This window comes from Stenotrophomonas sp. JC08 (genome assembly GCF_052180205.1).
Taxonomy (GTDB): Bacteria; Pseudomonadota; Gammaproteobacteria; order Xanthomonadales; family Xanthomonadaceae; genus Stenotrophomonas.
Genome location: NZ_CP197473.1, coordinates 262,621 through 287,601, shown reverse-complemented (window position 1 = coordinate 287,601; position 24,981 = coordinate 262,621). Strand labels below are relative to the sequence as shown.

General features: G+C 67.4%; 20 protein-coding genes, 1 pseudogene and 1 riboswitch. Of the genes and pseudogenes, 4 read left to right on the top strand and 17 right to left on the bottom strand.

Features of this window, described 5'->3' with window-relative positions; all coding sequences use genetic code 11:
- Positions 1-41 precede the first annotated feature (41 nt).
- Together ACSBPQ_RS01205 and dusA are read right to left on the bottom strand one after the other, a co-directional pair.
- Positions 42-407, bottom strand: a complete 366-nt coding sequence (locus ACSBPQ_RS01205) for a PepSY domain-containing protein (protein WP_442683273.1) — start codon at positions 405-407, stop codon at positions 42-44.
- A 193-nt stretch (positions 408-600) separates the two neighbouring features.
- Positions 601-1,602, bottom strand: coding sequence for a tRNA dihydrouridine(20/20a) synthase DusA (gene dusA / locus ACSBPQ_RS01200; protein WP_442683272.1), 1,002 nt, complete (start codon positions 1,600-1,602; stop codon positions 601-603).
- A gap of 304 nt (positions 1,603-1,906) precedes the next feature.
- Here dusA and ACSBPQ_RS01195 point away from each other — a divergent pair, with 304 nt between their 5' ends.
- Positions 1,907-3,745, top strand: a complete 1,839-nt coding sequence (locus ACSBPQ_RS01195) for a cyclic nucleotide-binding and patatin-like phospholipase domain-containing protein (RefSeq protein ID WP_442683271.1) — start codon at positions 1,907-1,909, stop codon at positions 3,743-3,745.
- A 6-nt stretch (positions 3,746-3,751) separates the two neighbouring features.
- Here the strand turns inward: ACSBPQ_RS01195 and ACSBPQ_RS01190 are convergent, their stop codons facing one another.
- From ACSBPQ_RS01190 to ACSBPQ_RS01175, 4 genes are read right to left on the bottom strand one after another with little or no spacing between them, the layout of a single operon-like run.
- Complete coding sequence (locus ACSBPQ_RS01190; RefSeq protein ID WP_442683270.1) at positions 3,752-4,099, bottom strand: DUF3307 domain-containing protein; 348 nt, start codon at positions 4,097-4,099, stop codon at positions 3,752-3,754.
- Positions 4,100-4,136: 37 nt separating this feature from the next.
- Complete coding sequence (locus tag ACSBPQ_RS01185) at positions 4,137-6,350, bottom strand: CHASE2 domain-containing protein (protein WP_442683269.1); 2,214 nt, start codon at positions 6,348-6,350, stop codon at positions 4,137-4,139.
- The gene (locus ACSBPQ_RS01180) at positions 6,347-8,449 is read right to left on the bottom strand and encodes a FecR domain-containing protein (protein ID WP_442683268.1); all 2,103 of its coding nucleotides are present in this window, start codon (positions 8,447-8,449) and stop codon (positions 6,347-6,349) included. Before ACSBPQ_RS01180 ends, ACSBPQ_RS01185 begins: the two co-directional genes overlap by 4 nt.
- Before the next feature lie 9 nt (positions 8,450-8,458).
- The gene (locus ACSBPQ_RS01175) at positions 8,459-9,805 is read right to left on the bottom strand and encodes a surface lipoprotein assembly modifier (protein WP_442683267.1); all 1,347 of its coding nucleotides are present in this window, start codon (positions 9,803-9,805) and stop codon (positions 8,459-8,461) included.
- A 401-nt stretch (positions 9,806-10,206) separates the two neighbouring features.
- Here ACSBPQ_RS01175 and ACSBPQ_RS01170 point away from each other — a divergent pair.
- A pseudogene (locus ACSBPQ_RS01170) lies at positions 10,207-10,431 on the top strand (hypothetical protein); the annotation flags it as partial.
- A 39-nt stretch (positions 10,432-10,470) separates the two neighbouring features.
- Here the strand turns inward: ACSBPQ_RS01170 and ACSBPQ_RS01165 are convergent.
- A complete protein-coding gene (locus ACSBPQ_RS01165; RefSeq protein ID WP_442683266.1) occupies positions 10,471-11,163 on the bottom strand; it encodes an MgtC/SapB family protein in 693 nt (230 codons plus the stop codon).
- Positions 11,164-11,261: 98 nt separating this feature from the next.
- On the opposite strand from ACSBPQ_RS01165, the gene pncA reads away from it, so the two are divergent.
- Positions 11,262-11,882: a bifunctional nicotinamidase/pyrazinamidase gene (gene pncA, locus ACSBPQ_RS01160; protein WP_442683265.1), complete on the top strand. Its 621-nt coding sequence runs from the start codon at positions 11,262-11,264 to the stop codon at positions 11,880-11,882.
- 54 nt (positions 11,883-11,936) lie between these two features.
- Here the strand turns inward: pncA and purU are convergent, their stop codons facing one another.
- From purU to ACSBPQ_RS01125, 7 genes are all read right to left on the bottom strand, one after another.
- Positions 11,937-12,788, bottom strand: coding sequence for a formyltetrahydrofolate deformylase (gene purU, locus ACSBPQ_RS01155; protein WP_442683264.1), 852 nt, complete (start codon positions 12,786-12,788; stop codon positions 11,937-11,939).
- 72 nt (positions 12,789-12,860) lie between these two features.
- Entirely contained in the window at positions 12,861-13,073 is a 213-nt protein-coding gene (locus tag ACSBPQ_RS01150) for a DUF2798 domain-containing protein (RefSeq protein WP_442683263.1), read from the bottom strand.
- Positions 13,074-13,114: 41 nt separating this feature from the next.
- A complete protein-coding gene (locus ACSBPQ_RS01145; protein ID WP_442683262.1) occupies positions 13,115-14,209 on the bottom strand; it encodes an NADH:flavin oxidoreductase/NADH oxidase in 1,095 nt (364 codons plus the stop codon).
- A 108-nt stretch (positions 14,210-14,317) separates the two neighbouring features.
- Complete coding sequence (locus ACSBPQ_RS01140; RefSeq protein ID WP_442683261.1) at positions 14,318-15,172, bottom strand: NAD-dependent protein deacetylase; 855 nt, start codon at positions 15,170-15,172, stop codon at positions 14,318-14,320.
- Positions 15,173-15,183: 11 nt separating this feature from the next.
- Positions 15,184-15,582, bottom strand: coding sequence for an acyl-CoA thioesterase (locus tag ACSBPQ_RS01135; protein WP_442683260.1), 399 nt, complete (start codon positions 15,580-15,582; stop codon positions 15,184-15,186).
- Positions 15,583-15,667: 85 nt separating this feature from the next.
- On the bottom strand, positions 15,668-16,687 hold the full coding sequence (locus ACSBPQ_RS01130) for a ribonucleotide-diphosphate reductase subunit beta (protein WP_442683259.1): 1,020 nt from the start codon (positions 16,685-16,687) through the stop codon (positions 15,668-15,670).
- A 116-nt stretch (positions 16,688-16,803) separates the two neighbouring features.
- Positions 16,804-19,113 (bottom strand): ribonucleoside-diphosphate reductase subunit alpha, encoded by a 2,310-nt coding sequence (locus ACSBPQ_RS01125; RefSeq protein WP_442684476.1) that lies wholly within the window; start codon positions 19,111-19,113, stop codon positions 16,804-16,806.
- A 269-nt stretch (positions 19,114-19,382) separates the two neighbouring features.
- A riboswitch (cobalamin riboswitch) is annotated at positions 19,383-19,603 on the bottom strand.
- Between the two features lie 151 nt (positions 19,604-19,754).
- Here ACSBPQ_RS01125 and ACSBPQ_RS01120 point away from each other — a divergent pair.
- On the top strand, positions 19,755-21,587 hold the full coding sequence (locus ACSBPQ_RS01120; protein WP_442683258.1) for a Na/Pi cotransporter family protein: 1,833 nt from the start codon (positions 19,755-19,757) through the stop codon (positions 21,585-21,587).
- Positions 21,588-21,605: 18 nt separating this feature from the next.
- Here ACSBPQ_RS01120 and ACSBPQ_RS01115 read toward each other — a convergent pair whose 3' ends face one another.
- From ACSBPQ_RS01115 to ACSBPQ_RS01105, 3 genes are all read right to left on the bottom strand, one after another.
- On the bottom strand, positions 21,606-23,114 hold the full coding sequence (locus ACSBPQ_RS01115) for a VWA domain-containing protein (protein ID WP_442683257.1): 1,509 nt from the start codon (positions 23,112-23,114) through the stop codon (positions 21,606-21,608).
- 91 nt (positions 23,115-23,205) lie between these two features.
- Positions 23,206-24,291: a cell division protein ZapE gene (zapE, locus tag ACSBPQ_RS01110; protein ID WP_442683256.1), complete on the bottom strand. Its 1,086-nt coding sequence runs from the start codon at positions 24,289-24,291 to the stop codon at positions 23,206-23,208.
- Between the two features lie 10 nt (positions 24,292-24,301).
- Positions 24,302-24,973 carry an alpha/beta hydrolase gene (locus ACSBPQ_RS01105; RefSeq protein WP_442683255.1) on the bottom strand — a complete coding sequence of 224 codons (672 nt, stop codon included), beginning with the start codon at positions 24,971-24,973 and terminating at the stop codon, positions 24,302-24,304.
- Between the last annotated feature and the right edge of the window lie 8 nt (positions 24,974-24,981).

Genomic DNA, 24,981 nt, shown 5'->3' with positions numbered 1-24,981 from the left:
GCACCGGCGTTGTCTGCGGATTACGGGACGACTATCGCTGTTCAGGGGTTATCGCCGCGTGGTGGCGGCTCCGCCATGCGCGACCGGCGCTGGGCCGATGGCGAAGGATCGTCCATATAACGTACCCGTCCGCGATCATCCATGTATTTGACGCGATTGATGGCGCGACCATCGTACGGCACCCGCTCGGCGCCGAGGATGCGGCCGCCGGTTTCGCGCTGCACGCGGCGCACCGCATCCGACAGCGACCGGCCATCACGTGGCGCGGCATCGCGGGAAGCCATGTCGTGGCGGTCGCGCATTTCCGGACGTGCCTCCTGCGCCTGGGCCGTCGCCACAGCCGGACCGGCAACCACCAGGGCTGCGACAACGGCGAAGGGGAAAACATGACGGATGACCGGAAGCATGAAGTGATCCTATCGGACTGCAACGAAACGTTCAAAATCCGTGAATACCCGGCCTGCGGATTTTTCCAAAGACCTCACGAAATCGAGGTAAATTCTTGATTTTCGGGGGTGAATCCGGTCTGAACTTTACCCCGTTCCGATCCTTCCTGTTCAGCAAGATGGCTGGACATTTACCGCCGGCCGGCTCACCGGATCACATCACCCGGGCACTGTGCTCCCGGGTCAGCTGCAAGGCCTGTTCGATCAACGCCCAATCGGCTCCGGGCCGGTGTGCGCCTTCGCTCAATATCTGGCGGAATCCACGCCCGCCCGGCTGCGCATGGAACAGCCCAAGCACATGCCGGGTGAGGTGCTTGAGCGCCAGACCGCGCTCCAGCTGCGCCTCGACATAGGGACGGAAGGCCCGCAGCAGCTCTTCGCGTGAACGCGGCGCCCTGCCGGTCTGCGCCACGTCCAGCAGATGCAGCACGTACGGGTCGTGATAGGCCGCGCGCCCCAGCATCACCCCGTCCACCTGCGCCCTGTGCGCCTGTGCCGCCTCGACCGTGGCAATGCCGCCATTGAGCACCACCGGCACGGCCGGGCGCTCGCGCTTCAACCGGTACGCCCAGTCATAGCGCAGCGGCGGGATTTCCCGGTTCTCCTTCGGCGACAGGCCCTTGAGCCAGGCGTTGCGCGCATGTACGACGATCATCGCCGCGCCCGCTTCCACCTGACGGTCGACGAAAGCGGCAAACACGTCGTAATCGTTGTCTTCGTCCACGCCGAGCCGGCACTTCACCGTGACCGGAATACTCACCGCCGCCACCATGGCCGCCACGCAGCCGGCCACCAGCGCCGGCTCGCGCATCAGACAGGCACCGAAGCGTCCGGCTTGCACCCGATCGGAAGGACAGCCGCAGTTGAGGTTGATCTCGTCATAGCCCCAGTCGGCGGCGATGCGGGCGGCCTGCGCCAGCAATGCCGGTTCACTGCCGCCCAGCTGCAGCGCCAGCGGCCGCTCGCCGGCGTCGAACCCCAACAGCCGCTCGCGGTCGCCATGGATCACCGCGTTGGCGTGCACCATCTCCGTATACAGCCGAGCTCCCGGCGCCAGAAGGCGGTGGAAAACCCGGCAGTGGCGATCTGTCCAATCCATCATCGGGGCAACGGACAGGCGCAGGGAGGCGGTGTAGGGGCTGATTGCGGGGGTCATCGGCACAACGGAATGCGGCGGCGTGGACAGGCCACAAAGCCCGATAATCTACACGCCCCGGCTGAACCCTGCGGTGCACTGCGGGCCTGCCGGCGGAGAGGTGCTTGCCGCTGCGCGGAGAATCGAGGCTCCGGACATCGGTATTTCCGCCTGGCGCGACCGGCTATGGACGTAACTCCACCGGCAGCCCACCATGGCCAGTGCCTGTTCATGTGGAGGTCGACGGGCCGGGGATCGTACCCATCGTCGTTCACGCAGCGATGTCCCCTGTCGACGCAACTTCCACACAAAACGTCCCCTTGCCATGAGTACACACGTGGATATCGCCACCGCCGCCTCACCGGAACTTCTGGCCGGCCTTACACAGGAGCAGCGTGACAGCGTCCTGTCACAGATGCGCCGACTGGAGTTGCGCAAGGGCGAGCACCTGGTCCGCCAGGGCGACACCGCCGACCATGTCTATTACGTACTGCGCGGCCGCTTCGAGGTACTGCTGGATGGCCGTCACCTGGTGGCCGAGATCGGCGCGGGCGAGCCGGTCGGCGAGATCGCGTTCTTCGGCAACCTGACCCGTACCGCCGATGTGGTGGCCAGCCGCGATTCGGAAGTGCTGGAACTGAGCCGCGACAGCTTCGACCGGCTGGCGGCCGCGCAGCCCGGCTTTACCCAGTCGATCCTGCGCACGCTGGGCCGCCGCTTGGCCGCGACCACTGCCAGTGCGGCCGCGATGGCACCACGGATCGCCGATGCGATCGGCCTGTGCCCGGCCGGGCAGGCGCCGATACCCGGGTCGCTGGTGCACGACCTGCTGCAAGCCTTGCTGGAGAACGGCACCCCTGCCACCTTGCTGCGTGCCCGCGACCTGCCCGCCGGACTGCAGGACGCCGACGAACGCGCGCTCTCGCAATGGCTGGCCACGCAGGAACAGCGTGGGCACAAACTGCTGTTGCTTGCCGGTGACGGTCACGACATCTGGGACCGGGTCGCACTACGCCAGTGCGACCAGCTGCTGCTGTGCGGGCGACTGGCCGAAGCCGATGAGGGCGTGGTGCCGCTGACCTCGCTGGAAGCCTATGCGCTGCCGCTGTTCCGCCCGCGCCAGATCGGCCTGCTGCTATGGCGGGAACGGAGCGGCGAGCGCATCGCCCACAGCCAGCACTGGCTGCAGCAGCGGGCACTGCACCTGCATCACCACCTGACCCTGGACCAGCCCCGCGATTTCAGCCGGGTGGCGCGCCTGCTTGCCGGTACCGCCCTGGGCATGGTCCTGGGCGGTGGTGGCGCACTGGGCGCCGGCCATATCGGCACGTTGCGTGCGTTGAACGAAGCCGGCGTGCCGGTGGACATCATCGGCGGCACCTCGATCGGCGCGGTGGTGGCCCATGCCTACGCCACCGGCATCGACGCCGCCGGGATGATGGCCGATTACGAACAGTTCTTCCTGCACAGCAAGGCACTGGGACGCTTCACCCTGCCCTGGTACAGCCTGCTCGATCACCGCCACCTGGATGCCTGCATGCAGGAACAGCTGGGCGATTCGCGGATGGAGGACCTGCCACTGGGCTGTTTCGCCGTGGGCGCCAACCTGTCCACCAACGAGCTGGAAGTGATCCGCCACGGCCGGGTACGCGAGGCGCTGCGCATTTCCACCGCCATTCCGGTGGCGTTGCCGCCGTGGATCAACGCCGAGGGGCAGGTGCTGGTGGATGGCGGTGTGATGAACAACGTGCCGATCTCGGTGATGCGCGCGATCAAGAGTGGTCCGAACCTGGTGTCGATGCTGTCGCCCGGCAACGAATGGCGGGTCAGCAGTGCCTACGAGCGCGTGCCCTCGCGACTGGCACTGGCCTGGCAGCTGCTGCGAGGCCAGCGCAAGGGCGATGACTTCCCGCGGATCGGCGCGGTGGCGGCGCGTTCGATGCAAATCACCTCCGGCCGCATGCTGCGCGGCACTGGCCTGGGCAGCGACCTGCTGCTCAAACCGCCGGCGGTGCCGGGCATGGGCCTGCTGAGCTTCAAGCTGGGCCGCGCCCAGGAACAGGCCGGCTACGACTACACCCGCCGCTTTCTCGACAAGGCCGGCGGCCTAGAGGGCATCAAGGCCTGGCACCGCGGCGAATTCATGCCCGAGTTCGAAGACTGAGTCGCTTCAGGGCAGACGTCCCCACAGCAGCAGCGCCGCCACCCACAGCAGTTTGCACAGCACGTGCAGCAGCTGGTCGGCGTTGTAGCTGATGCGGCCGGCGCACTTTCGGTCGTCGATCAGCATGTGGCTGGCAACCTCCAGCGCGCCCAGCAGCAGGCTGCCGGTGATCACCCCGACAACCCCGCCATGGATCAGCGCGTGCGCGCCCAACGCCTGGTACCACGGCACCCCCGGCACCGGCGCGAAGCGGTTCTTGGCCCGGGCCAGAAACTCGCCCTGCAACGGGTAATCCGCCAGTGCATGGCCGACGATCAACAACAGGAAAATCTGGAGCAACTCGAAGGCAGTCATCTGCGTATGCAATCCGGAGCTGGCATGGAGTCTGTCATCACTTGGAGGTGGCCGTGAAGATGCCGTCCCAGTGCGCAGGCGGGTTCCTGCACAACGCTTCAAGGCGCTGCACATACAGCGCATGCAGGCCGGACAACGGCGCTGCGGCCGGCTCCCGGCACAGCCCCTCGAGTATCCGCTGCGCCGCTTCGAAGTCGGCGGCGCGGTAGGCTTCCAGCATCTGCGCGTGCTGCCGCGCGATTTCGCCGAAGCCCGCTTCGCCCGCCAGCTGCGCATCCCCCAGCAGCACATGCAGCAGCACCGGCTCGCTGCGGCCGACCACGCGCACGCGATCGGCTTCGACGAACGCCAGATCGGCCGCCTGTGCCCGGACCGCCTCGGTGACCATCAGCGTCACGCCATAGAACTTGGTCAGGCTCTCCACCCGCGAGGCCAGATTGACGGTGTCACCAATGGCCGAATAGGAGAAGCGCTGCTGCGAGCCGAGGTTGCCGACACAGGCATCGCCCAGATGCACGCCGACTCCGATCTTCAGTGCGCTGCCATGCGCGCGGTTCAACGCATCCACCGCCGCGGCCATGCCCAGTGCCGCCAGGCAGGCCTTGCGCGGGTGCCCGGCGATATCCACCGGCGCATTCCAGAACGCCATGATCGCATCGCCGATGTACTTGTCGATGGTGGCCTCATGCGCCAGCAGCACATCGCTCATCGGCGTCAGATAGCGGTTGAGCAGCGCGGTCAGCGCATCGGGTGCCAGCGTTTCCGACAGCGTGGTGAAACCACGGATATCGGAGAACAGCACACTGATCTCACGGTTCTCGCCACCCAGCCGCAACGCGCTGGCATCGTGCGAGAGCCGCTCCACCAGAGCCGGCGAAAGATAGCGGCCGAAGGCCGAGCGCACGAAGCGCTTTTCCCGGTTCCCGAAGAACAGCAGCGCCGGCATCATCGTCACAAATACCGTCAGCTGACACAGCAACGCCGGCAACGGATCCAGCAACAGGCTGTGCTGGCGATACGACCACCACGCGCCTCCCAGCGACACTCCGCCCAGCACCAGCAGCGCCAGCGCCGACAGCAATCCGCGACCGCTGCCGAGCACGAGCAGCAGGACCAGCGCGCTCACGATGGCGAGCAGCACCTCGGCACCCCGTGCCCAATCCGGACGCAGCAGGAACTGCTGGTTCATGGCCTGGTCGATCAACTCGGCATGCACGTTGACGCCCGGCACGGCGGCCGCCAGTGGCGTGGCGACGATGTCGCGCAGCCCGATGGCCGAGGTGCCGACCAGCACGATGCGGCCTTCGAGCTTGTCGGCCAGCGTGGCGGCATCGTCCTGCAACAGTTGCCAGGCGGGAATCACCGTCATGTGCGGCATGCCGGAGTAATGCAGGCGGAAATGCCCGTCGGTGACGGCCGGCAGCTCCAGCATGCCCACCTTCAGCGACAGCAAGGCCAGCGGCCCGCCGCCACTCTCGCCGCTGGCGTCACTGGAACGCAGCATCAGGCCCGACGCGCCCTGCGCCACCCGCAGCGCCTCCACGCCCAGGCCCGGATACAGCCGGCCCGTTGCCGAGGCCACCAGCGGCATGGTGCGGATGATGTTGTCGTGTGCCGGGGGAAAGGAAAAGCTGCCGATACCGCTGGCCGCTGCGGTCAGCATCGGCAGGTTGGAAAGGCCACCGCCGACACCCGGCAGGTAGCGGGCCGGATCACTGCCGGCAAACGCCATACCCGCCAGCGGCGGCGGCAACAGGCGCTCAACCTCATCCGAAGGCGCCACCCCCACCACCACCGGATTGCGCGCGATGGCCTGGGCAAACAGCTGGTCGTTGTCCAGCACCGCTTCCGGCGGCACACGGATATCCATTCCCCGCGCGCGCAGGCGCTGCAGCTGCGGCCCGAGCGACGTGCGGTCCGGCTCGGTGAACACCATGTCGAAGGCGATGGCCGCCGCGCCCAGTTCACCGGCGGTATCGACCAGTTGGCCGATCTGGTCGCGTGGCCACGGCCATTGCCCGATCCGCTGCAGCGAGGCCTCATCGATATCCACCACCAGCACACCGGGATCGAGGGTGGCCGTACGCGGCGCGGCGCGTTGGAAAGCGTCGAACAGCAGCTCCGACAGCCGTGCCAGCCCATCGCGCAGGAACACATCCGCCGCCAGTGCCAGCAGCAGGACCAGCAGACCGGCGAAGAACAGCTTCGCCTTGCCCGGACGCAGCGGCCGCACGTCTGCCACGGCCGTCATAGCCGAGGAGGTTCCTTGCTGCCGCCGAAGATGCCGCTGGCCGACCAGCCGTCATCCTGCACGTCGAAGGTACCCAGCATTCCCGCCGCCTTGTCCTCGCCATCGCTGGCAAAGCCGGCACTGTAGCTGCCATGGAGTTCGCTGCCCGGATCGCCCATCAGCCCTCCGGAAAAAATGCCATCCGGACCCATGGATTTGATATCCAGATACAGATCGCTGGCACCAAATGAACGCCCATCGAAGTTGCTGATCTGCAGACTGGCGGTGCGGCTGGCAAGATCCACGGTCGCGGAAAAGTCGCCGGTGACGGTACGGACATCGGACACGCCATCGCTCACCGCACCGATCGCACGCCCGCTATAGCTGGCGACAATGTCGGTGGGCAACTCTGCGCTGGAAGTGAGATTGCCGACCACCCAGTAGCCGTGCTCGGCCGAATGCTCGGTGCCGTGGGCCGGCACTGTCGCCTCCCAACTGCCCCAGCTGAGGTAGTCGCAATCGCACAGCGCCGCCGGATCGGCAGCCACCTGCAGGCTGCCATCGCCGGTGCTGGCGCCGAATTCGTTGTCCGACACGTACTGGCCCTGCGCGACCTCGAAAGCGGCGCCCTCCCACTGCATCGGAGAGATACGGGCGGAGAAGGTTCCGGACGCACTATCGAAAACCAGGTGCGCGCTACCCCCGTAGGCCGCACTTCCGCCGCTGAAGCTGGACGCAAAACCGTTGTAGGGCCCTTCCCGCGTCTTCGGCGGATCCACGGGATCGGGCGGATCCACCGGATCGGGCGGATCCACGGGATCGGGTGGGTCCACGGGATCAGGAGGATCCACAGGATCGGGGGGATCCACGGGATCAGGCGGATCCACGGGATCGGGGGGATCCACGGGATCAGGCGGATCCACGGGATCAGGCGGATCCACGGGATCGGGTGGGTCTACAGGATCGGGCGGGTCCACAGGATCGGGGGGATCCACGGGATCAGGCGGATCCACAGGATCAGGCGGATCTACCGGATCGGGTGGATCTACAGGATCGGGTGGATCTACGGGATCGGGCGGGTCCACCGGGTCAGGCGGATCCACGGGATCGGGCGGATCCACGGGATCGGGCGGATCCACGGGATCGGGCGGGTCCACGGGATCAGGCGGATCCACGGGATCAGGCGGGTCCACGGGATCAGGCGGATCCACGGGATCGGGTGGGTCCACCGGGTCGGGTGGGTCCACCGGGTCGGGCGGATCCACAGGATCAGGCGGATCCACGGGATCGGGCGGATCCACGGGTCCAGAACCGGAGCCCGAATTGATCTGGGTCTGGGTATTGCCCAGCGTCAGCTCCTCGCTGCCAGGAGTCCCTCCGCCCCCCATATCGGCTGCGGCAAAACTCCGGTCCGACAGATCCATGCCCATCGGTGCACCGCTGAACCCGGCCAGGCCGCTCGGGTTGTCGTCCAGAGGACTAGTGCCAGCCAGTGGCGGGTTGGGCGAATCCGTCACCTGGCCCGGGGACAGCGGCGGCAGGTTGTCGTCGTAGCTGATCGGGCCGTCGGCACCGATCATCATCGACGTCCCTGCCTGGCTCAGATTGCCGGACTGCCCGTCATTGCCGGCCCATTCGATGCTGTCGCCATAGACCAGATCAAACCGTACCGGGTCACCGAGCTGCACATCCACCACCGCGCCGCGGATGCCGGCGGTGCCCACGGGGGTGGTGATCGACACGCCATCGCGGGCCTTGGAAGCGGCGCCACCGACGAAGCGCAGGATGCCGCGACTGGCGCTGGCGGCCAGCTTCGCGGTGCCCTTGTCCGGGTCGTAGACGAAGCGGTCGATGACCAGCGACGAGCGCGGGCCCACGGTGAAGCTGCTGCCATCGGCCAGCAGGATCTGCACCGCGCCCCTGTCATCGGTTTCAAAGCGCTGGTCACGCAGCACGTGATCACCCAGCCTGACCTGGCGCATGGCGGCGGTGCCCAGCTGGCTGCGGGCTGCCGGCGATACCGCCGCGGTCACGCCCACCTGCGGTTGCTGGGCGAAGGCCGGGGTCAGCAGCACCGTTGCATGCAGCAGGACAATCACCGGAAGATGTTTGGCGGCCATATCGGCTCCTCAGAAATTCTGTGACACGGAAAAGCCGACGAACCGGTTGCTGTAGTTGCGGATCTGGTAATTCGAATCCACATCGCGGTAGCCCGCGAACAGCTGCAGCTCGGTGCTGTCACGCAATGGAATGGTCTGCACCAGCTGCAGCATCAGTTCATGGCCCTTCTGCCGCTCGTGGCGGTTGACCACGGGCATGGGGCCATCGCTGTGGCGGCGGGCGAGCTGTCCTGTCAGTGCCAGCGTCCAGGGCTGGCGGCCAGCGCCCAGCGGCGCGGCGAAGCGGTGGCTGACAGCCGCATTCAGACGCGGCTCCCAGTACGCGTTGTAATCGGCGCGCGCCTTGCGGCGTTCGATCCCCGATCCGAGCATCCACTGCCAGTCGGTGGCCTGCTGGCGGGTATAGCTCACGCCCGCGCGATAGCGCTGGCCGGAAAACTCCGCCGCGCTGGCCTGCGCCGCAGGCGGGGTGTAACGCTCATCGCGGTAGTCCAGGCTCACAGCCAGCGAAGCCTCGCGCCCCATCGGTTGCCGGTAGGCCAGCGCCAGACCATCGGAGTGCATGTAGCGCGTGCCCTGCAGCCACATCTGCCCGGCCACCGCACTGAGCGACAGCCGCGCATCGCGCAGGCCGACGCGGCTGAGCGATAGATCCGGGCCCGCCCGCAACTCCAGCACCTGGCTGTCGAGCCGGCCCAGCTCACGGTAGCGGTTGCCCGAGCCGCCCAGCGACACCTCCAGCCGGTCGCCATGACGCGACAGCAGGTGACGGTAGCGCAGGTTCACACCGAGCTGGCCACTGAGATCGCTGGCCGCGCGCGATTCCGGCGCCAGCAGGAAATCCATGCCGTTGAGGGAAATCGAATTCACGTCGGGGGCCGCGTTGGCGTTGCTTTCCCAGTGGCTGCCCAGCATCAGCCGCCCGGAAAACCCGCTGCGCTGCCGCTTGCCGGCATCGATCACATCCAGATAGCCCCTGACCTTCATGCGCACCGTGTCCGGCGTATCGGCACGTGCCAGCACCGCCTCGAACAGCATCCGCGCCTGCGGATAGGCACCGAGCCGGAAGTACAGCGCGGCCAGTTCCAGTTTCAGCCGCGGCGTACCCGGATGCTGCACCAGCAGGCGCTCGTAGGTACCGATGGCCGCTTCGTAATCGCCCACGCGGGTGGACAGCACCGCATAGGCGAAGCCGGCATCGACATCGGCCGGGTTGGCGAGGATCTTCTGGAACAGTTCGCGGCGCTGCGCCTCCAGCTGTTCCACTTCCGCCGCCGGTACCACGGCCGGCAGGTTGTAGGAACGGTGCTGCGCCCCGGCATTGCCTGCCGCCGCACACAGCGTCGCCGTCAGCAACGCCGCCCATGCCCGCCGGCTGCGCGCACCAATTACCTGCGCTGCCTGATGACAGCACTGCCTGCAACTGCCTGTATTGCCCACGTCCGCCTCCACGCCCTGCACGCCAACAGCTGTCGGCCGACAGCCGGGGCACGGCGGGCGGAGTGTATAGAGCCGGCGTAAGAGCGCCCCCGATATCCATGTGCAGCGCCGCACGTAGAATCGCCGCTCCCATTGCTGCCCCCCTGTCCGCCATGGAAACGGCCGCCGTCATCGGCACTGGGTTCACACCCGGGAAGCGATGGCCAATAGGTGGATGCACCCGTGCATCCACGTCCATTAGCCCGAAGACCGGCCGGGGCCGGAAGACACCGTGTCTTCCGATTCGACCTGGAACTTCCCGGGCACGCTTCGACCATCCCAGCCAGATCGGCCCCGGTGTCTGTGACATCCACTCGCCACACATCCCCGACCCCGCCGGGATGGTGGAACTGCTGCGCAAGGCGAGCGCGGTGCTGCCTGCGGAAAAACTGTGGGTGAACCCGGATTGCGGCCTGAAAACCCGGCACTGGCCGGAAACCCGCGCGGCGCTGGAGGCGATGGTGCAGGCGGCGCAGGTGCTGCGGGCGGAGTTCGCCGCCTGATGACGGCTGTCGCGGAGGCCCGCTCCGGGGCTTCCGCGCTCAGTCCAGTGCCAATCCCGGCAGTTCCACCGACACCACCCCTTCAACGCCTCCCAGCTGCTGCACCTTGGCCAGCAACTGCTCGCGCGGCAACGGGGGATCGCAATCGATATCGACGATGTCGTTGTCCTGCTCGCGTGGCCGCAGGGTGATCCGTTTCACCGGCAGACCCGCGGCACTGGCCGCCGCTTCCACCCGCGCCAGCGGCGTGCCTGCCGCCACCCGCAAACGCAGCCGGCCACTGCGTGCACGGCGACGCAGATAGCGCTGCTCCAGCGGCTTGAGCAGGGCCAGGATCGCCCACAGCAACAGCGTGGTCATCACTGCCGCCACATACAGACCGGCACCGGCCGCCAGTCCCACCGAGGCCACCGCCCACAACCCCGCCGCGGTGGTCAGCCCACGGATCACCTGCTCGCGTTGCAGGAACAGGATGGTGCCGGCACCCAGGAAGCCGACGCCGCTGACCACCTGCGCGGCGATGCGCGAAGGATCGAGCACCACGTTGGGCCGGCCCAGCACATCGAAGAAACCGAAGGCCGACACGATCATCGCCAGCGCCGAACCCACGCAGACCAGCATGTGCGTACGCAGTCCCGCCGCCCATTCCAGGCGTCCACGGTTGATGCCGATCACCGCGCCCAGCAGCGCCGCCAGCAGCAGCCGCATACCGATTTCCCACCACGCGATCATGTCCCTCTCCCGTCCCGGCCAGCGCAGGCGGTGAGCTGAATATCCTCCCGCCGGTGGCCCACGTAAACTGTCCATCTGCCCGTGTCAGGAATCAGTCGATGTACGCAAACGACGTTGCGCTGCTGGTGGTGGACCTGCAGCCGGACTTCATGCCCGGCGGCGCGCTGCCCTGCCCGCAGGGTGACGCCATCGTGCCCGGCATCGCCGCGCTGCTGGCCGGCGGACGCTATGCCACGGTGGTGGCCACCCAGGACTGGCATCCGGCCGACCATGCTTCCTTCGCCAGCCAGCACCCCGGCCGCACTCCATTCGACACGATCGACCTGCATGGCCAGCCGCAGACCCTGTGGCCGGACCATTGCGTGCAGGGAACGGTCGGGGCGGCGCTCGACCCGCGCGTGGACTGGCGCAGCACCGACCTGATCCTGCGCAAGGGCATGCGCCGGCAGGTGGATTCCTACAGCGCCTTCCGCGAGAACACCGGCCCCGACGGGGAACGCCCGGTCACCGGACTGGCCGGCTGGCTGCACGAACGTGGTATCGCCGAGGTGCACGTCTGCGGGCTGGCACGCGACTACTGCGTGCTGTGGAGCGCGCAGGACGCGGCGATCAGCGGCTTCCGCGTGCGCCTGCTGTGGGAGCTGAGCCGGCCGGTATCGATCGACAGCGACAGCGCCACCCGCATCGCGCTGGATGCGGCGGGAATCGACCTGCTTTGAAATGACCGGTGGCGAAGTGGCGGCATTGCCGCCATCGCCGGTCCGGCTGCTGCCTCAGCGGAACACCACCGTGCGGTGACCGTTGAGCAGGATGCGGTGCTCGACATGGCGGCGCACCGCACGCGCCAGCACCAGCGACTCGGTATCGCTGCCCAGCTGCACCAGATCGCGCGGCGTCATCGCGTGATCCACCCGCGCCACGTCCTGCTCGATGATCGGGCCTTCGTCCAGATCGCTGGTGACGTAATGCGCGGTGGCGCCGATGATCTTGACCCCGCGCGCATGTGCCTGGTGATACGGCTGCGCGCCCTTGAAGCTGGGCAGGAAGCTGTGGTGGATGTTGATCGCACGCCCGGCCAGCGCCTGGCACAGCCGTGGTGACAGGATCTGCATGTAACGCGCCAGCACCACCAGATCGATGCGCTCGCGCTCGACCAGGTCGATGAGCTGCTGTTCCTGCTGCTCACGGTTCTCCGCACTCACCGGCAGGTGGTGGAACGGTACCCCATAGGAGCCGGCCAGCGCACCGAAGTCGGTGTGGTTGGAGGCCACCGCGGCGATATCCACCTTCAGCTGGCGGCTGTGGGTGCGGAACAGCAGGTCGTTCAGGCAATGACCCTGTTTGCTGACCAGTACCAGCAGCCGCGCACGACGGCGCGCGTCATGCAACTGCCAGTCCATCGCGAACGCCTCGCCCAGCGCCTGCAGTTGTCCGCGCACCTCCGGCTCATCGCCGGCCGTGCGCATGTCGAAATGCACGCGCAGGAAGAAACGGCCGCTTTCCTCGTCGCCGAACTGCTGCGCATCGAGGATGTTGCAACCGGCATCGAACAGCAGGCCGGAGACGCGGTAGACGATGCCGGGACGGTCCGGGCAGGACAGGGTGAGGATGTAGTCGGGGCGCATAGCCGGTGGAGTCTAAGTCAACGCTGTGCCGCCGCACGCAATGCTGACAACTGCAACCAAGCACCCCGGCGCTCAGCCACCGTCACGCACGCTCAGCCGTACCAGCCGGCCAACCAGCGGCCGTACCAGCAGCACGCACGCGAACGCCACCGGCATCGCCAGCACATAGGCACGCAGGATGCGCAGGGGCAGGCCGCCATCGATGCCGGTGTTGCTGGCGATGATCACCGTGCACATCAGCAACGCCATGATCGCGGCCATGTAGAACGCGAACACCCAGGGCATCGCGCGAGGTGGCAACCGCCAGTCACGCCGCACCGGTACCATCAACCGAACACCCCGCGTGCGTCCTGCGGCTCACAGCGCAGGTATTGCGGCGCCGGCGTCACCTTGGCCCCCAATGCCGCGGCGGCATGCCACGGCCAGCGCGGGTCGTAGAGGATACCGCGCGCCAGCGCGATCGCATCGGCCTTCCCGTTGCTGACGATGGCCTCGGCCTGGCGGGGTTCGGTGATCAGTCCCACCGCGATCACCGGCATGTTCACCAGCGGCTTGATCGCCGCGGCGAACGGCACCTGGTAACCCGGTGCCACCGGAATCTTCTGCCGATGATCCAAGCCACCGCTGGAGACATGCAGGAACTGGCAGCCGCGGGCATCGAGCACCTGCGCCAGCGCCATGCTCTGCGGTAGATCCCAGCCGCCTTCGACCCAGTCGGTGGCCGAGATCCGCACGCCGACGCTGATCTTTTCCGAGACCGCTTCACGCACCGCATCGAACACCCGCACCAGCAGGCGCAGGCGGTTCTCCAGCGAGCCGCCGTATTCGTCATCGCGCTGGTTGCTCAGCGGCGACAGGAACTGGTGCAGCAGGTAGCCGTGCGCGGCGTGGATCTCGATCAGCTCCAGCCCGATCCGCTCGGCGCGACGCGCGGACTCGACAAACGCGTCGACCACCGCGTCGATACCGGCACTGTCCAGCACCTGCGGGGTCGGATCGCTGCCCAGATAGCCGCAGGCCGACGGTGCCAGCGTCTGCCAGCCATTGGGATCGGCCGGCGGCAACGCGCCACCACCGTCCCATGGCCGCGCGGTGGAGGCCTTGCGCCCGGCATGCGCCAGCTGCACCCCGATCGGCATCGGCGACCACTGCCGCACCGAGGCCAGCACCGCCCCCAGCGCCGCTTCGGTGGCGTCATCCCACAGCCCCAGGTCGGCCCAGCTGATGCGCCCTTCGGGCAGCACCGCAGTGGCTTCCAGGATCAGCAGCCCGGCGCCGGACTGCGCCAGCTGGCCCAGATGGATGCGGTGCCAGTCATTGGCCAGCCCGTCGATGGACGCGTACTGGCACATGGGGGCGATAACGATACGGTTGGACAACGCCAACGGGCCGAAGGCGACCGGTGAAAACAGCTGGCTCAAAACAGACTCACGGACAAGGAGAAAACGGGCGCTATTGCACCCCTGTCCGTCCCCGCACACAACCACGCCGATGGATCACTGTTTCGCATATCCCGCCGTGTGCGCGATTCAGCCGTTCGCCGGCAGCAGGAATGCCAGTGCCTGTGCGCACGGCTGCTGGATCTTCAGCGCGAGCAGGTGATCGGCGCGGGTACGGCCCAGGTTCACCGCCGCCACCGGCAGACCGGTGCTCGCCGCCGTCTGCACGAAACGGAAGCCGGAATAGACCATCAACGAGGAGCCGACCACCAGCACCGCATCGGCCCGGCGCAGGTGTGCATGCACCGCTTCCACCCGCGCGCGCGGCACGTTCTCGCCGAAGAACACCACGTCCGGCTTGAGGATGCCGCCGCAGTGCGCGCAGGCCGGCACCCGGAAGCCGGAAAAATCCGTTTCCAGATCGGCATCACCGTCAGGGGCGGGCGTCGCCTCCCGTGCCTGCCAGCCGGGATTGGCGCCGAGCAGCCGCTGCTGCAACACCGCGCGTGCGGACCGTGCCTCGCAGCCCATGCAGCGCACCTGGTCCAGTCGCCCGTGCAGATCGATGACAGAACGGCTGCCGGCACGCTGGTGCAGGCCGTCCACGTTCTGGGTCAGCAGCAGCTCGATGCGGCCGTCCGCTTCCAGTGCCGCCAGCGCATGGTGGCTGCCATTGGGCCGGGCCTGTTCGAAACCCGGCCAGCCCAGCAGGCTACGCGCCCAGTAGCGCTGGCGCGTGGCCGGCTCGGCCATGAACGCGCGGTAGTCCACCGGCGGTGTGCGTTTCCACTGCCCGTCGGCATCACGGTAGTCGGGAATGCCCGAATCGGTGCTGCAACCGGCGCCGGTGATCACCAGCAACCGGCGGTGGCAGGCGATGAAGTCCGGCAGGCCGGTGACCGGCAGCGCCGCCGTTCCGGCCGGAACCGCTGATGCGCCGTCCACGACCGGGCGACTCAGCGCGGCAATGCCGGCACCGCGGTCGGGTGGCCGTCGGTGTCCAGCGCGATCATCACGAAGGTGCCCTTGGTGCACAGCTTGCGCTCGCCGCTGTGCAGGTCCTCGGTGACCAGTTCCACTTCCACGGTCATCGAGCTGCGCCCGACCCGCACCACGCGGCCGATGGTCTCCACCATCTGCCCGATGCGGATCGGCAGCTTGAAATCGACCTGGTCCGAACGCGCGGTCACCACGGTGTGGCGCGAGTAACGGGCCGCGGCCAGGAACGCGGCCTTGTCCATCCATGCCAGCGCCTGTCCACCGAACAGCGTGCCCATGTGGTTGGTGTGGTTGGGGAACACGATTTCCGCCATGCGGATCTCGGTGGGCGGCGTGGTTTCGGCGATGGGGGTCATGACAGTCCTGCGACGTGCGGCCCACGGCGACAGCGCCGTGGACCTTGTGGGGAGGCCGCCATTTTAGAACAGCCGGCGTGACGGCTCAGAACGCCATGTCGAACGCCACCTCGCCCTGCACACCGACCTGGTAGGCCGAGGCACGGCGCTCGAAGAAGTTGGTCAGCTCCTGCACGTCCTGCAGCTCCATGAACGGCAGCGGGTTGCGCACGTTGTACTTCTTCTCCATGCCCAGCTTGAGGAAGTGGTTGTCGGCGCAATGTTGCAGGTACTGGCGCATGTCGCGGGTGGAGATGCCGGCCACGCCGCCGGACAGCACGTCCTCGGCAAACTGCACCTCACACTCGATCGCCTCGGCCAGCATCGTGTAGACCTGCTGCTTCATCTCCTCGTCGAACAGGTCCGGCTCCTCCTCGCGCACGGTACGCACGCACTCGAAGGCGAACTCCATGTGCGCGCTTTCGTCGCGGAACACCCAGTTGGTGCCCGAGGCCAGCCCCGGCAGCAGGCCACGCGAGCGGAAGTAGTACACGTAGGCGAAGGCGGCAAAGAAGAACAGGCCCTCGATGCAGGCGGCAAAACAGATCTGGTTGAGCAGGAACTGGCGGCGCTGGTCGCGGGTCTCGATGCGCTTGAGGTCCTGGATCGAGTCGATCCACCTGAAGCAGAAATCGGCCTTGGTCTTGATCGCCGGAATGTTCTCCACCGCGGCGAACGCCTTGGCGCGCTCGTCCGGATCGGGCAGGTAGTTGTCCAGCAGGGTCAGGTAGAACTGCACATGCAGCGCTTCCTCGTACAGCTGCCGCGACAGGTACATGCGTGCTTCGGGCGCGTTGAGGTGCTGGTACAGGTTCAGTACCAGGTTGTTGGAAACGATCGAATCGCCGGTGGCGAAGAACGCGACCAGACGGTGGATCAGATGACGGTCGGCCGGCGACATCTTGCCGTGCAGGTCACTGATGTCGATCTGGAAATTGATCTCCTCCACCGTCCACGAGTTCTTGATCGCATTGCGGTACATCTCGTAGAAGTGCGGGTAGCGCATCGGGCGCAGGGTCAGTTCGAAACCGGGATCAAGCAGCATCTGGCGGGACTGGTCGGACATGGAAATTTTCTCTTTATTCGTTGCGGCCTCCCGAGGGACGCCATGGAAACCTGCATGCAGGTAGCGGACATGCCGCATGACCGCCGCCGCTGTCTCCGGCGGCGGCGTGATGGGGCTTACTGGCAGGCCTCGCAGCTTTCCGGGTTCTCCAGCGAGCAGGCCACCGCTTCTGCGGGGGCGTAGCTGCTGACCGTGGTCTTGGCGATCCGGGTGGCCGGGCGCGAGCGCAGGTAGTAGGTGGTCTTGATGCCCTGCTTCCATGCGTACATGTACATCGACGACATCGCGCCGATGTTCGGGCTTTCCATGAACAGGTTGAGCGAGGCCGACTGGTCGATGAAGGCGCCGCGGTCAGCGGCCATGTCGATCAGCGCGCGCATCGGCAGTTCCCACGCGGTGCGGTACACCTGTCGCAGCGGCTCGGGAATCTGCGGCAGGTTCTGGATCGAACCGTCGGCCAGCTTGATCGCATCACGCATTTCCGCCGTCCACAGGCCGAGCTGCTTCAACTCGCCGACCAGATAGCGGTTGACCTGCAGGAAGTCGCCGGACAGCGTTTCGCGCTTGAACAGGTTGGACACCTGCGGCTCCACGCATTCGTAGCAGCCGGCGATGGAGGCGATGGTCGCGGTCGGGGCGATGGCGATCAGCAGCGAGTTGCGCAGGCCGTGCTGCTGGATGCGCGCCCGCAAGGCATCCCATCGCGCCACATCCACCGGGGCGATGTTCCACGCATCGAACTGCAAGGCGCCACTGGCGGCCCGGGTGTCGTTGAACGACGGATGCGGGCCACGCTCGATAGCCAGCTCGCACGAAGTCTCCAGCGCATGGAAGTAGATCGTCTCGGCGATCTGCCTGGACAGCGCGCGTGCCTGCTCCGAATCGAACGGCAGCCGCTTGCGGAAGAACACGTCCTGCAGGCCCATGCAGCCCAGACCCACCGGGCGCCAGCGCAGGTTGCCGCGACGGGCGGTCTCGATCGGATAGAAGTTCAGGTCGATGACGCGATCGAGCTGGCGCACGGCCAGGCGCACGGTTTCGGCCAGTTTTTCGAAATCGAAATCGCCGTGCGCGTCGAAGTGGTTGCCCAGGTTGATCGAGCCCAGGTTGCATACCGCGGTCTCGTCGCTGGAGGTGATCTCCAGGATCTCGGTGCACAGGTTGGACAGATGGATCACATTGCCCGGACGCATGGTCTGGTTGCTGGCCAGGTTGCACTTGTCCTTGAAGGTCATCCAGCCGTTGCCGGTCTCGGCCAGGGTGCGCATCATCCGCGCGTACAGCTTGCGCGCGGAAATGCTCCGTGCGGCCTTGCCCTGCATTTCCGCCTGCACATAGGCACGCTCGAATGCGTCGCCGTACAGGTCGGTCAGCTCAGGCACCACGCTCGGATCGAACAGCGACCATTGCTGGTCGGCCTCCACGCGGACCATGAACAGGTCCGGCACCCAGTTGGCGAGGTTCAGGTTGTGGGTACGGCGCGCGTCGTCACCGGCGTTGTCGCGCAGCTCCAGGAAGTCCTCGATATCGGCGTGCCAGGTCTCCAGATACACGCAGGCCGCGCCCTTGCGCTTGCCGCCCTGGTTGACCGCCGCCACCGAGGAATCCAGCGTCTTCAGCCACGGCACGATGCCGTTGGAATGGCCGTTGGTGGAGCGGATCAGCGCGCCACGCGCACGCACCCGCGACCAGCTCACGCCGATGCCGCCACTGAACTTGGACAGCTGGGCGATATCGCCGTATTTGGCGTAGATCGACTCAAGCGAATCCAGTGGCGAATCCAGCAGGAAGCACGAGGACAGCTGCTCGTGCACGGTGCCGGCATTGAACAGGGTCGGGCTAGACGGCAGGTAGTCCAGGTTGCCCATGCGCTGGTACAGCGCCAGGGCCTCGGGTACGTCCTCGCTCAGCGCGCTGGCGATGCGCAGGAAGAACTGCTGCGGGGTCTCAAGCACCTTGCGCGAATGCGGATGGCGCAGCAGGTAGCGGTCGTAGAGCGTGCGCAGGCCGAAGTAGTCGAAGTGCAGGTCCAGCGACACGTCGATGGCGTCGTTGAGCTTGCGCGCGTTGGTCTGCACGAAGCCGAGCAGGCGATCATTGATCAGGCCGACTTCGTGGCCACGGGCGATGGACTGCGAGAACGCGTGGATCTCCTGCCCGGAGACTTCCTTGGCGATGAAGCGGGCCAGCAGGCGCGCGGCCAGACGGCCGTATTCGGGCTCCTCGCCGATCAGCAGCGCGGCGGTGCGGATGGAGAGTTCATCCAGCTCCTGGGTGGTGGCGCCGTTGTACAGGCCGGAGATGGTGCGGGTGGCCACGCGCATCGGGTCCACCGCGTGCAGGCCTTCGCAGCAGCGCTGGATGGCGCGCACGATCTTGTTCAGGTCCACCGGCTCGACCACGCCGTTGCGCTTGGTCACGCTCATCGCGGTGGCCGTCGGCGGCGGGGTCAACAGGAATCCGTCTGCCGTGGCGGTGGCGACGGCGGCGGGCGTTTCGGAAATGGTCACGGTGTTTCTCCATGCGTGATGCACGCGGCTCCCGTCCCTCGACAGGTAGCGGGGCCGGCGTTTCCAGAGCATGGGGACGCGGTGTCGCACGGACCGCGACGCGCGGACCGTCGGGGTCCACGTCACGACTCGTGCTGCACCGACCATCTCCCCCCGGAGATTCGCGCGGCCGGCACCGCGCGGTGTGCTTCGCGCGGCTGTCGGCAGGTCTTCGGACTCATGGGCGCGAAGGCATGGCCTTCTCCTGGCCCGCCGCTTCCCAAGGCCGGGCGGCCTCAGTGCTGTGTGGCGGGGTCGTTCCCAATTACCGCTGCGGGGCAGTGCCGGAATCACCTGACAGGCTCACCGGCTTCCCTCTTAGTCCACCGGGTTGCTGCCCGATGGAACCGACGCCCACAAGATAGTGGGGATAAATGACATCCGCAATACCAGATATTGTGAAAAAACCGGGACAGGCCCGGAAGAAAGTGCTGGTCGCAGGCGTCGCGCACGACCCGGCAGCGCGCAAATTGCCGGCAAACCTGCTTCAATCCCCGCCCCTTGCCGAGGAGGTGGTCGTGACCCAGACGCTCAAGTGGATTGCCGTGGCGATACTGGCGGTGGCGCTGGGCGCATCGTTCCACTACAGCGCCGGCTGGTTGCAGCTGTGCGCCGGGCTGGCGCTGTTCCTGTTCGGCATGCAGTGCCTGGAGCAGGGCCTCAAGGAGCTGGCCGGTGGCCGCATGGAACGGCTGCTGGCGCGCAGTACCGCCACCCCGTTCAAGGGCCTGCTGTTCGGCGGCGGCGCGACCCTGCTGCTGCAGTCCAGCACGCTGGTGTCGCTGCTGACCATCGCCTTTCTCAGTACCGGGCTGATCCAGCTCGGCGGTGCGATCGCGGTGCTGCTGGGCGCCAACCTCGGCGCCACCAGCGGCATCTGGCTGCTGGCGCTGGCCGGGCAGAACCTGAGCCTGTCGCCACTGGCGCTGCCACTGCTGGTGTTCGGCGTGCTGGCGCGCTACACCGGCCCCCAGGGCGCGGCAGCCGGCCGACTGGTGGTCGGCATCGCCTTCATCTTCCTGGCCATCGACCAGATCAAGCACGGTTTCTCGGCGATGGCCACCATCGAGCTGGGCAGCTATGCCGCCGATGGCTGGGCCGGCACGCTGCTGTTCGTGGCCGTGGGCCTGCTGCTGACGGTGATCGTGCAGTCCTCCCACGCCACCTTGATGCTGACCCTGGCCGCGCTGTCGCAGGGGCAGCTGGAGCCGGCGCAGAGCCTGGCCATCGCCATCGGTTCGAACGTCGGCAGCAGCGTGACCACCGGCGTGATGGGCTACATCGGCGGCAACCGCGCCGGGCAGCGGCTGGCACTGGCGCACGTGCTGTTCAACGTCACCACCGCATCACTGGCATTGCTGGCGTTGCCGCTGCTGCAGGCGGCGGTGCTGTGGCTCACCGCGGTGGCCGGCATGGGCGACAACGCGCTGATCCAGCTGGCCCTGTTCCACACCCTGATAAACGCATTGGGCGTGGCGCTGTTCTGGCCGTGGCAGCCGGCCTTCGCCGCACTGCTGGAACGCTGGCTGCCCGACCGCCCGCAAGCGGTCGGGCTGATCGCCGAGATCGCCAGCGGCCCGACACCAAACCGTTCGCCCTATCTGACCGACAGCGCACTGCTCAGCGCCGACAGCGCCACCGAGGCCTTCAGCCAGGAGCTGCACCATCTGGGCCGGATCAGCCTGGAAGTCATCGGCCAGGCCCTGTATTGCCCGCCCGACGAACTGGATTCGCCGCAGCGCGACGTCGCCGTGCTGCGCCAGCGCCTGCAGCGCTCGCCCCTGGACAGCGAGGCGCTGTACCGCCAGCACGTCAAGCCGCTGTACGGCGAACTGCTGCGCTTCATCGGCCGCTTCGAACAGCCGCTCGATGCGGTCCAGCAGCAGTGGTGGCGCAACGGCCAGGAAGCCGCCTCGCAGCTGGTCAAGGCGGTCAAGGACGCGCATCAGCTGCAGGCCAACCTTAAGCGCCATGCCGGTGCCGAAGCACAGGCCGGCAATGCCGCCGCCGATGCCTACCGCGAGCTGCGCCTGCAACTGCTCGATGCGCTGGCCTGGCTGGTGCGCTGCGGCCAGCAGCATGACGACCCGCAGCGCTGGCGGCACGAGCTGCAGGCACTGGAACCGCGCATGCAGGCATTCAAGGAGGAATTCACCGCGCGCCTGTTCGCCGCCGTCCGGGATGGCCGCCTCGACGGCAGCCAGCTCGGTTCGCTGGTCAACGACCTGGGCTATGCCCAGCGCATCGTGCGCAACCTGCACCAGGTGCTGCTGCTGGGCGATGGCCACCGCCACGGCCTGTCCTGGAGCGGGCTGTTCCAGGATGAGGGCGAAGCACCCGCCCTGCCCTGAGCCACGCCGGCCGCCGACTCAGCCGCCTGCCGGCAGCTGCGCCAGCTCCTCGCGCACCAGCCGCACCACCAGCTGGTCCAGGGTGTCCACCGAGTAGTTGGCCACCTCGTGCACGGTTTCGGTACCCGGTCCGCTGCGCGGGTTTTCCGCATCCTTGTAGGTGAGGAAGATGAAGCGCCCGCCGGTGTACTGGGCGATCTGCCGCTGCACGATCTCGCCGGTGGTGTCCTGCCCGGAGGCTGCCACGCTCAGCACCTTGATGCCCTTGCCCAGCGCGGCCAGCATCGTGCTGTCGTAGTGCGGCTGCGGATAGTCCATGTGCGGCAGGGCATCGGCCAGCGACAGCAGCAGCCGGGTGGTGCCCGTCCCACGCCAGGCCAGCGTCTGCACCGCATGGTCGAAGGCCTCGTTCATCGCCTCGGGATAGTCGCCGCCGCCGTTGGCACGCACGCCGTCGAGCACCTGCTGGAAGGCGGTGACATTGCCGCTCAGGTCCCAGCTGCGCACGAAGTACTCGTCGCCACGGTCACGGTAGGTGACCAGCCCCAGGCAGATGTCCGGATTGGACGGCAGCCGGCCGATCTCACGCACGATGCCCTGCAGCGAGCCCCGCAGCTTGTCGATCTCGTCGCCCATCGAGCCGGTGGCATCGACCATGAACACCAGATCCAGCTTTGCCCGCGCCGGCACCGGCGCTGCGGCGAGCACCACGTCCAGCGTGTTTTTCTGGCCACGCCGCAGCTGCGCCTGCGCTGTCCGGCCCGCATGACGCACATCGATCCGGTAGCTGTCCGAATCGCGATCATCGAAGGCGTTGGGATGCAGCCACACCTTGCCACCGGCATCGGTGCGCGCCCACATGCGTGCGCCACTGGCCGCACTCACCGCCACCTCGGCATCGGCTACCGGCCGGCCCTGCGTGTCGACCACGCGCAGCTGCTGGCGCACACCGGTATCCCGCCCGAGCTGCTGCGCCTGCGGGTGGCGTTGCAGGAACTGGCGGAAGCCGCCGAAGTCGGCGTTGTCATCGACCACCCCGGCAGTCACCGGTCCCTGCTGCTGCGGTACCGGCGGCAGCGGCCGGCGCGGCGGTACGCGCATGCTGCCGGCCTTGGCCTTGGCCTTGGCCTTGGCCTCGGCCGTGACCGCGACCGCATCAAGCGCGGCCGAGGCCACCGGCGCCGGAGGTGCAGGGGCCGCAGGCGCCGGCATGACGGCTTCATGCCGTGCCCCGACATGCTTGCGCGTCAGTGTCGATTCACCACGCCGCCGTTGCGCCTGCGGCTGCGGATCGGGCACCTCGTGCATCCGCGGCACGTCGCTGCAGACGGTGGCGGTGGGCGCCCGGAAATTCGGGGTGGTCTGGCGCTGACGCGACTGCTTCGGGACCACCTGCCCGGCCACGGCGCTGGCGGGCTCGGGCCACAGCGGCTCGCCAGCCAGTGCCGGCCAACCGGCCAGCACCGTCAGCGCGAAGGCCATCGAACAGGCCGGCAGGTGCCGGGAGGACGTGCGGGTACGCTTCATCTGCTTGCTCCGTTGCGTGCGTGGGACCGCCATGGCGGCATGCATGGAGAGGAACGGATGAGCGCACGAAACGGGGTTGAACCGGGCGCCGCTAGTTGCGGTGCGCGGTCCCCAGGTACTCGGCACTCTGCATTTCGATCAGGCGGCTGGCGGTGCGCTCGAACGCACCGGCCAGGCGGGTGCCCGAGTACAGCAGCGGCGGCGGGTCCTGCGCGGTGCAGACCAGGTTGACCTGGCGGTCGTACAGCTCGTCGATCAGGTTGACGAAACGGCGCGCGGCATCCTCGTTCATGCGGTCGAAATGCGGAATGCCGCCGAGCAGCACGGTGGTGAACTCGCGCGCGATCTCGATGTAGTCCGACGGCCCGCGCGGGCCTTCGCACAGCGCGGCGAAGTCGAACCAGACGATGCTCTTGCCACGGCCGCGCACCGGGATCTTGCGACCTTCGATCTGGATGTTGCCGGCCTGCGCCGCCCCGCCGCCGCTCAGCTCCTTCCAGCGCCCACCCAGCCATGCATCACTGTCGTCCTCCAGCGGCGCGCGGTAGACCGGCGAGCGGGTCAGCACGCGCATGCGGTAATCCTCGGTGCCTTCGGCATACAGCTCCACGCAGTACTTCTGCAGCAGGCCGATGGCCGGCAGGAAGCTGTCACGCTGCAGGCCGTTGAGGTACAGGTTCTCCACCGCGGTGTTGGACGTGGTCACCAGCGTCACGCCCTCGGCGAACAGCCGCTCCAGCAACCGCGCCAGCAGCATCGCATCGCCGATATCGGTGACGAAGAATTCGTCCAGCACCAGCACCCGCAGGCTGCTGCGCCACTGCTGGGCGATCTTCGCCAGCGGGTCGCTCTGGCCCTGGTGCTCGCGCAGCTGCTCATGGATGCCGCGCATGAAACGGTGGAAATGGGTGCGGTACTTTTCCTTGATCGGCAGGCCGTCGTAGAACAGGTCCACCAGGAAGGTCTTGCCACGGCCCACTCCGCCCCAGAAGTACAGGCCGCGGATCGGCTCGGGCTTCTTCCAGAACGCGGACAGGCGATCCAGCCAGCCGTCCTGCGCACTGTCGACGATGGCCTCGTGGATGCGGTCCAGTTCGGCCAATGCAGCATGCTGGGCGACATCGTCGCGCCAGTCGCCACGGGCCACGCCGGCGGCGTAGCGCTGTGAAGGTGTCATCGTCGGCCTCTCAGCTGCTGCTGTCAGGCAGCCAGCGCCGCACTTCGTGCTGGATCACGCCACGCAGGTCGATCAGCTTGCGATGGAAGAAATGGCTGGTATCGGGCATGCGCACCAGCTGCGGCGGGCGCTCCAGCGCTTCCAGCCACTGGTACACCGCCTGCGCGTCCACCACTTCATCGGCATCACCCTGGATCACCAGCCAGTTCAATGGCGGCTGCACCTGGCTGAAATCCCAGGTACGGCGGCCCATCGGTGGCGCGATCGAGATCAGCGCCTGCGGTCGCAAGGCGCCGGCCGCACGCAGCGAGACATAGGCGCCGAAGCTGAAACCGGCCAGCCACAGCGTGCTGTGCGGACATTGGCTGCGCACCCAGTTGAACACCGCGTGCAGATCATCGGTTTCACCGATGCCGTTGTCGTAGGTGCCGGCCGAGGCGCCAACGCTGCGGAAGTTGAAGCGCACCGTGGTGATGCCCAGATCACGCAGCGCGCGCGCCGCCTGGGTCACCACCTTGTTGTGCATGCTGCCGCCTTCGATGGACAGCGGATGGCAGATGACCGCGATGACCGGACGCGACGCGGTGTCGCCATCGGGCAGGTCGACGGCGACTTCCAGCGGCCCGACCGGCCCTGCCAGGGTCAGCGTCGTCGATTCGTGGGGAAAGGGGGGCGTTTGCATGGGCGTCA

Bases quoted from the DNA above. Each gene is read 5' to 3' on its own strand.
- pncA (WP_442683265.1), top strand. From the start codon at position 11,262: ATGTACGCAAACGACGTTGCGCTGCTGGTGGTGGACCTGCAGCCGGAC.
- ACSBPQ_RS01135 (WP_442683260.1), bottom strand. From the start codon at position 15,582: ATGACCCCCATCGCCGAAACCACGCCGCCCACCGAGATCCGCATGGCG.
- ACSBPQ_RS01190 (WP_442683270.1), bottom strand. From the start codon at position 4,099: ATGACTGCCTTCGAGTTGCTCCAGATTTTCCTGTTGTTGATCGTCGGC.
- purU (WP_442683264.1), bottom strand. From the start codon at position 12,788: ATGCGCCCCGACTACATCCTCACCCTGTCCTGCCCGGACCGTCCCGGC.
- ACSBPQ_RS01180 (WP_442683268.1), bottom strand. From the start codon at position 8,449: ATGGCCGCCAAACATCTTCCGGTGATTGTCCTGCTGCATGCAACGGTG.
- ACSBPQ_RS01115 (WP_442683257.1), bottom strand. From the start codon at position 23,114: ATGAAGCGTACCCGCACGTCCTCCCGGCACCTGCCGGCCTGTTCGATG.
- ACSBPQ_RS01165 (WP_442683266.1), bottom strand. From the start codon at position 11,163: ATGATCGCGTGGTGGGAAATCGGTATGCGGCTGCTGCTGGCGGCGCTG.
- ACSBPQ_RS01205 (WP_442683273.1), bottom strand. From the start codon at position 407: ATGCTTCCGGTCATCCGTCATGTTTTCCCCTTCGCCGTTGTCGCAGCC.
- ACSBPQ_RS01105 (WP_442683255.1), bottom strand. From the start codon at position 24,973: ATGCAAACGCCCCCCTTTCCCCACGAATCGACGACGCTGACCCTGGCA.
- dusA (WP_442683272.1), bottom strand. From the start codon at position 1,602: ATGACCCCCGCAATCAGCCCCTACACCGCCTCCCTGCGCCTGTCCGTT.
- ACSBPQ_RS01125 (WP_442684476.1), bottom strand. From the start codon at position 19,113: ATGAGCGTGACCAAGCGCAACGGCGTGGTCGAGCCGGTGGACCTGAAC.
- zapE (WP_442683256.1), bottom strand. From the start codon at position 24,291: ATGACACCTTCACAGCGCTACGCCGCCGGCGTGGCCCGTGGCGACTGG.
- ACSBPQ_RS01195 (WP_442683271.1), top strand. From the start codon at position 1,907: ATGAGTACACACGTGGATATCGCCACCGCCGCCTCACCGGAACTTCTG.
- ACSBPQ_RS01185 (WP_442683269.1), bottom strand. From the start codon at position 6,350: ATGACGGCCGTGGCAGACGTGCGGCCGCTGCGTCCGGGCAAGGCGAAG.
- ACSBPQ_RS01150 (WP_442683263.1), bottom strand. From the start codon at position 13,073: ATGCCCTGGGTGTTCGCGTTCTACATGGCCGCGATCATGGCGTTGCTG.
- ACSBPQ_RS01130 (WP_442683259.1), bottom strand. From the start codon at position 16,687: ATGTCCGACCAGTCCCGCCAGATGCTGCTTGATCCCGGTTTCGAACTG.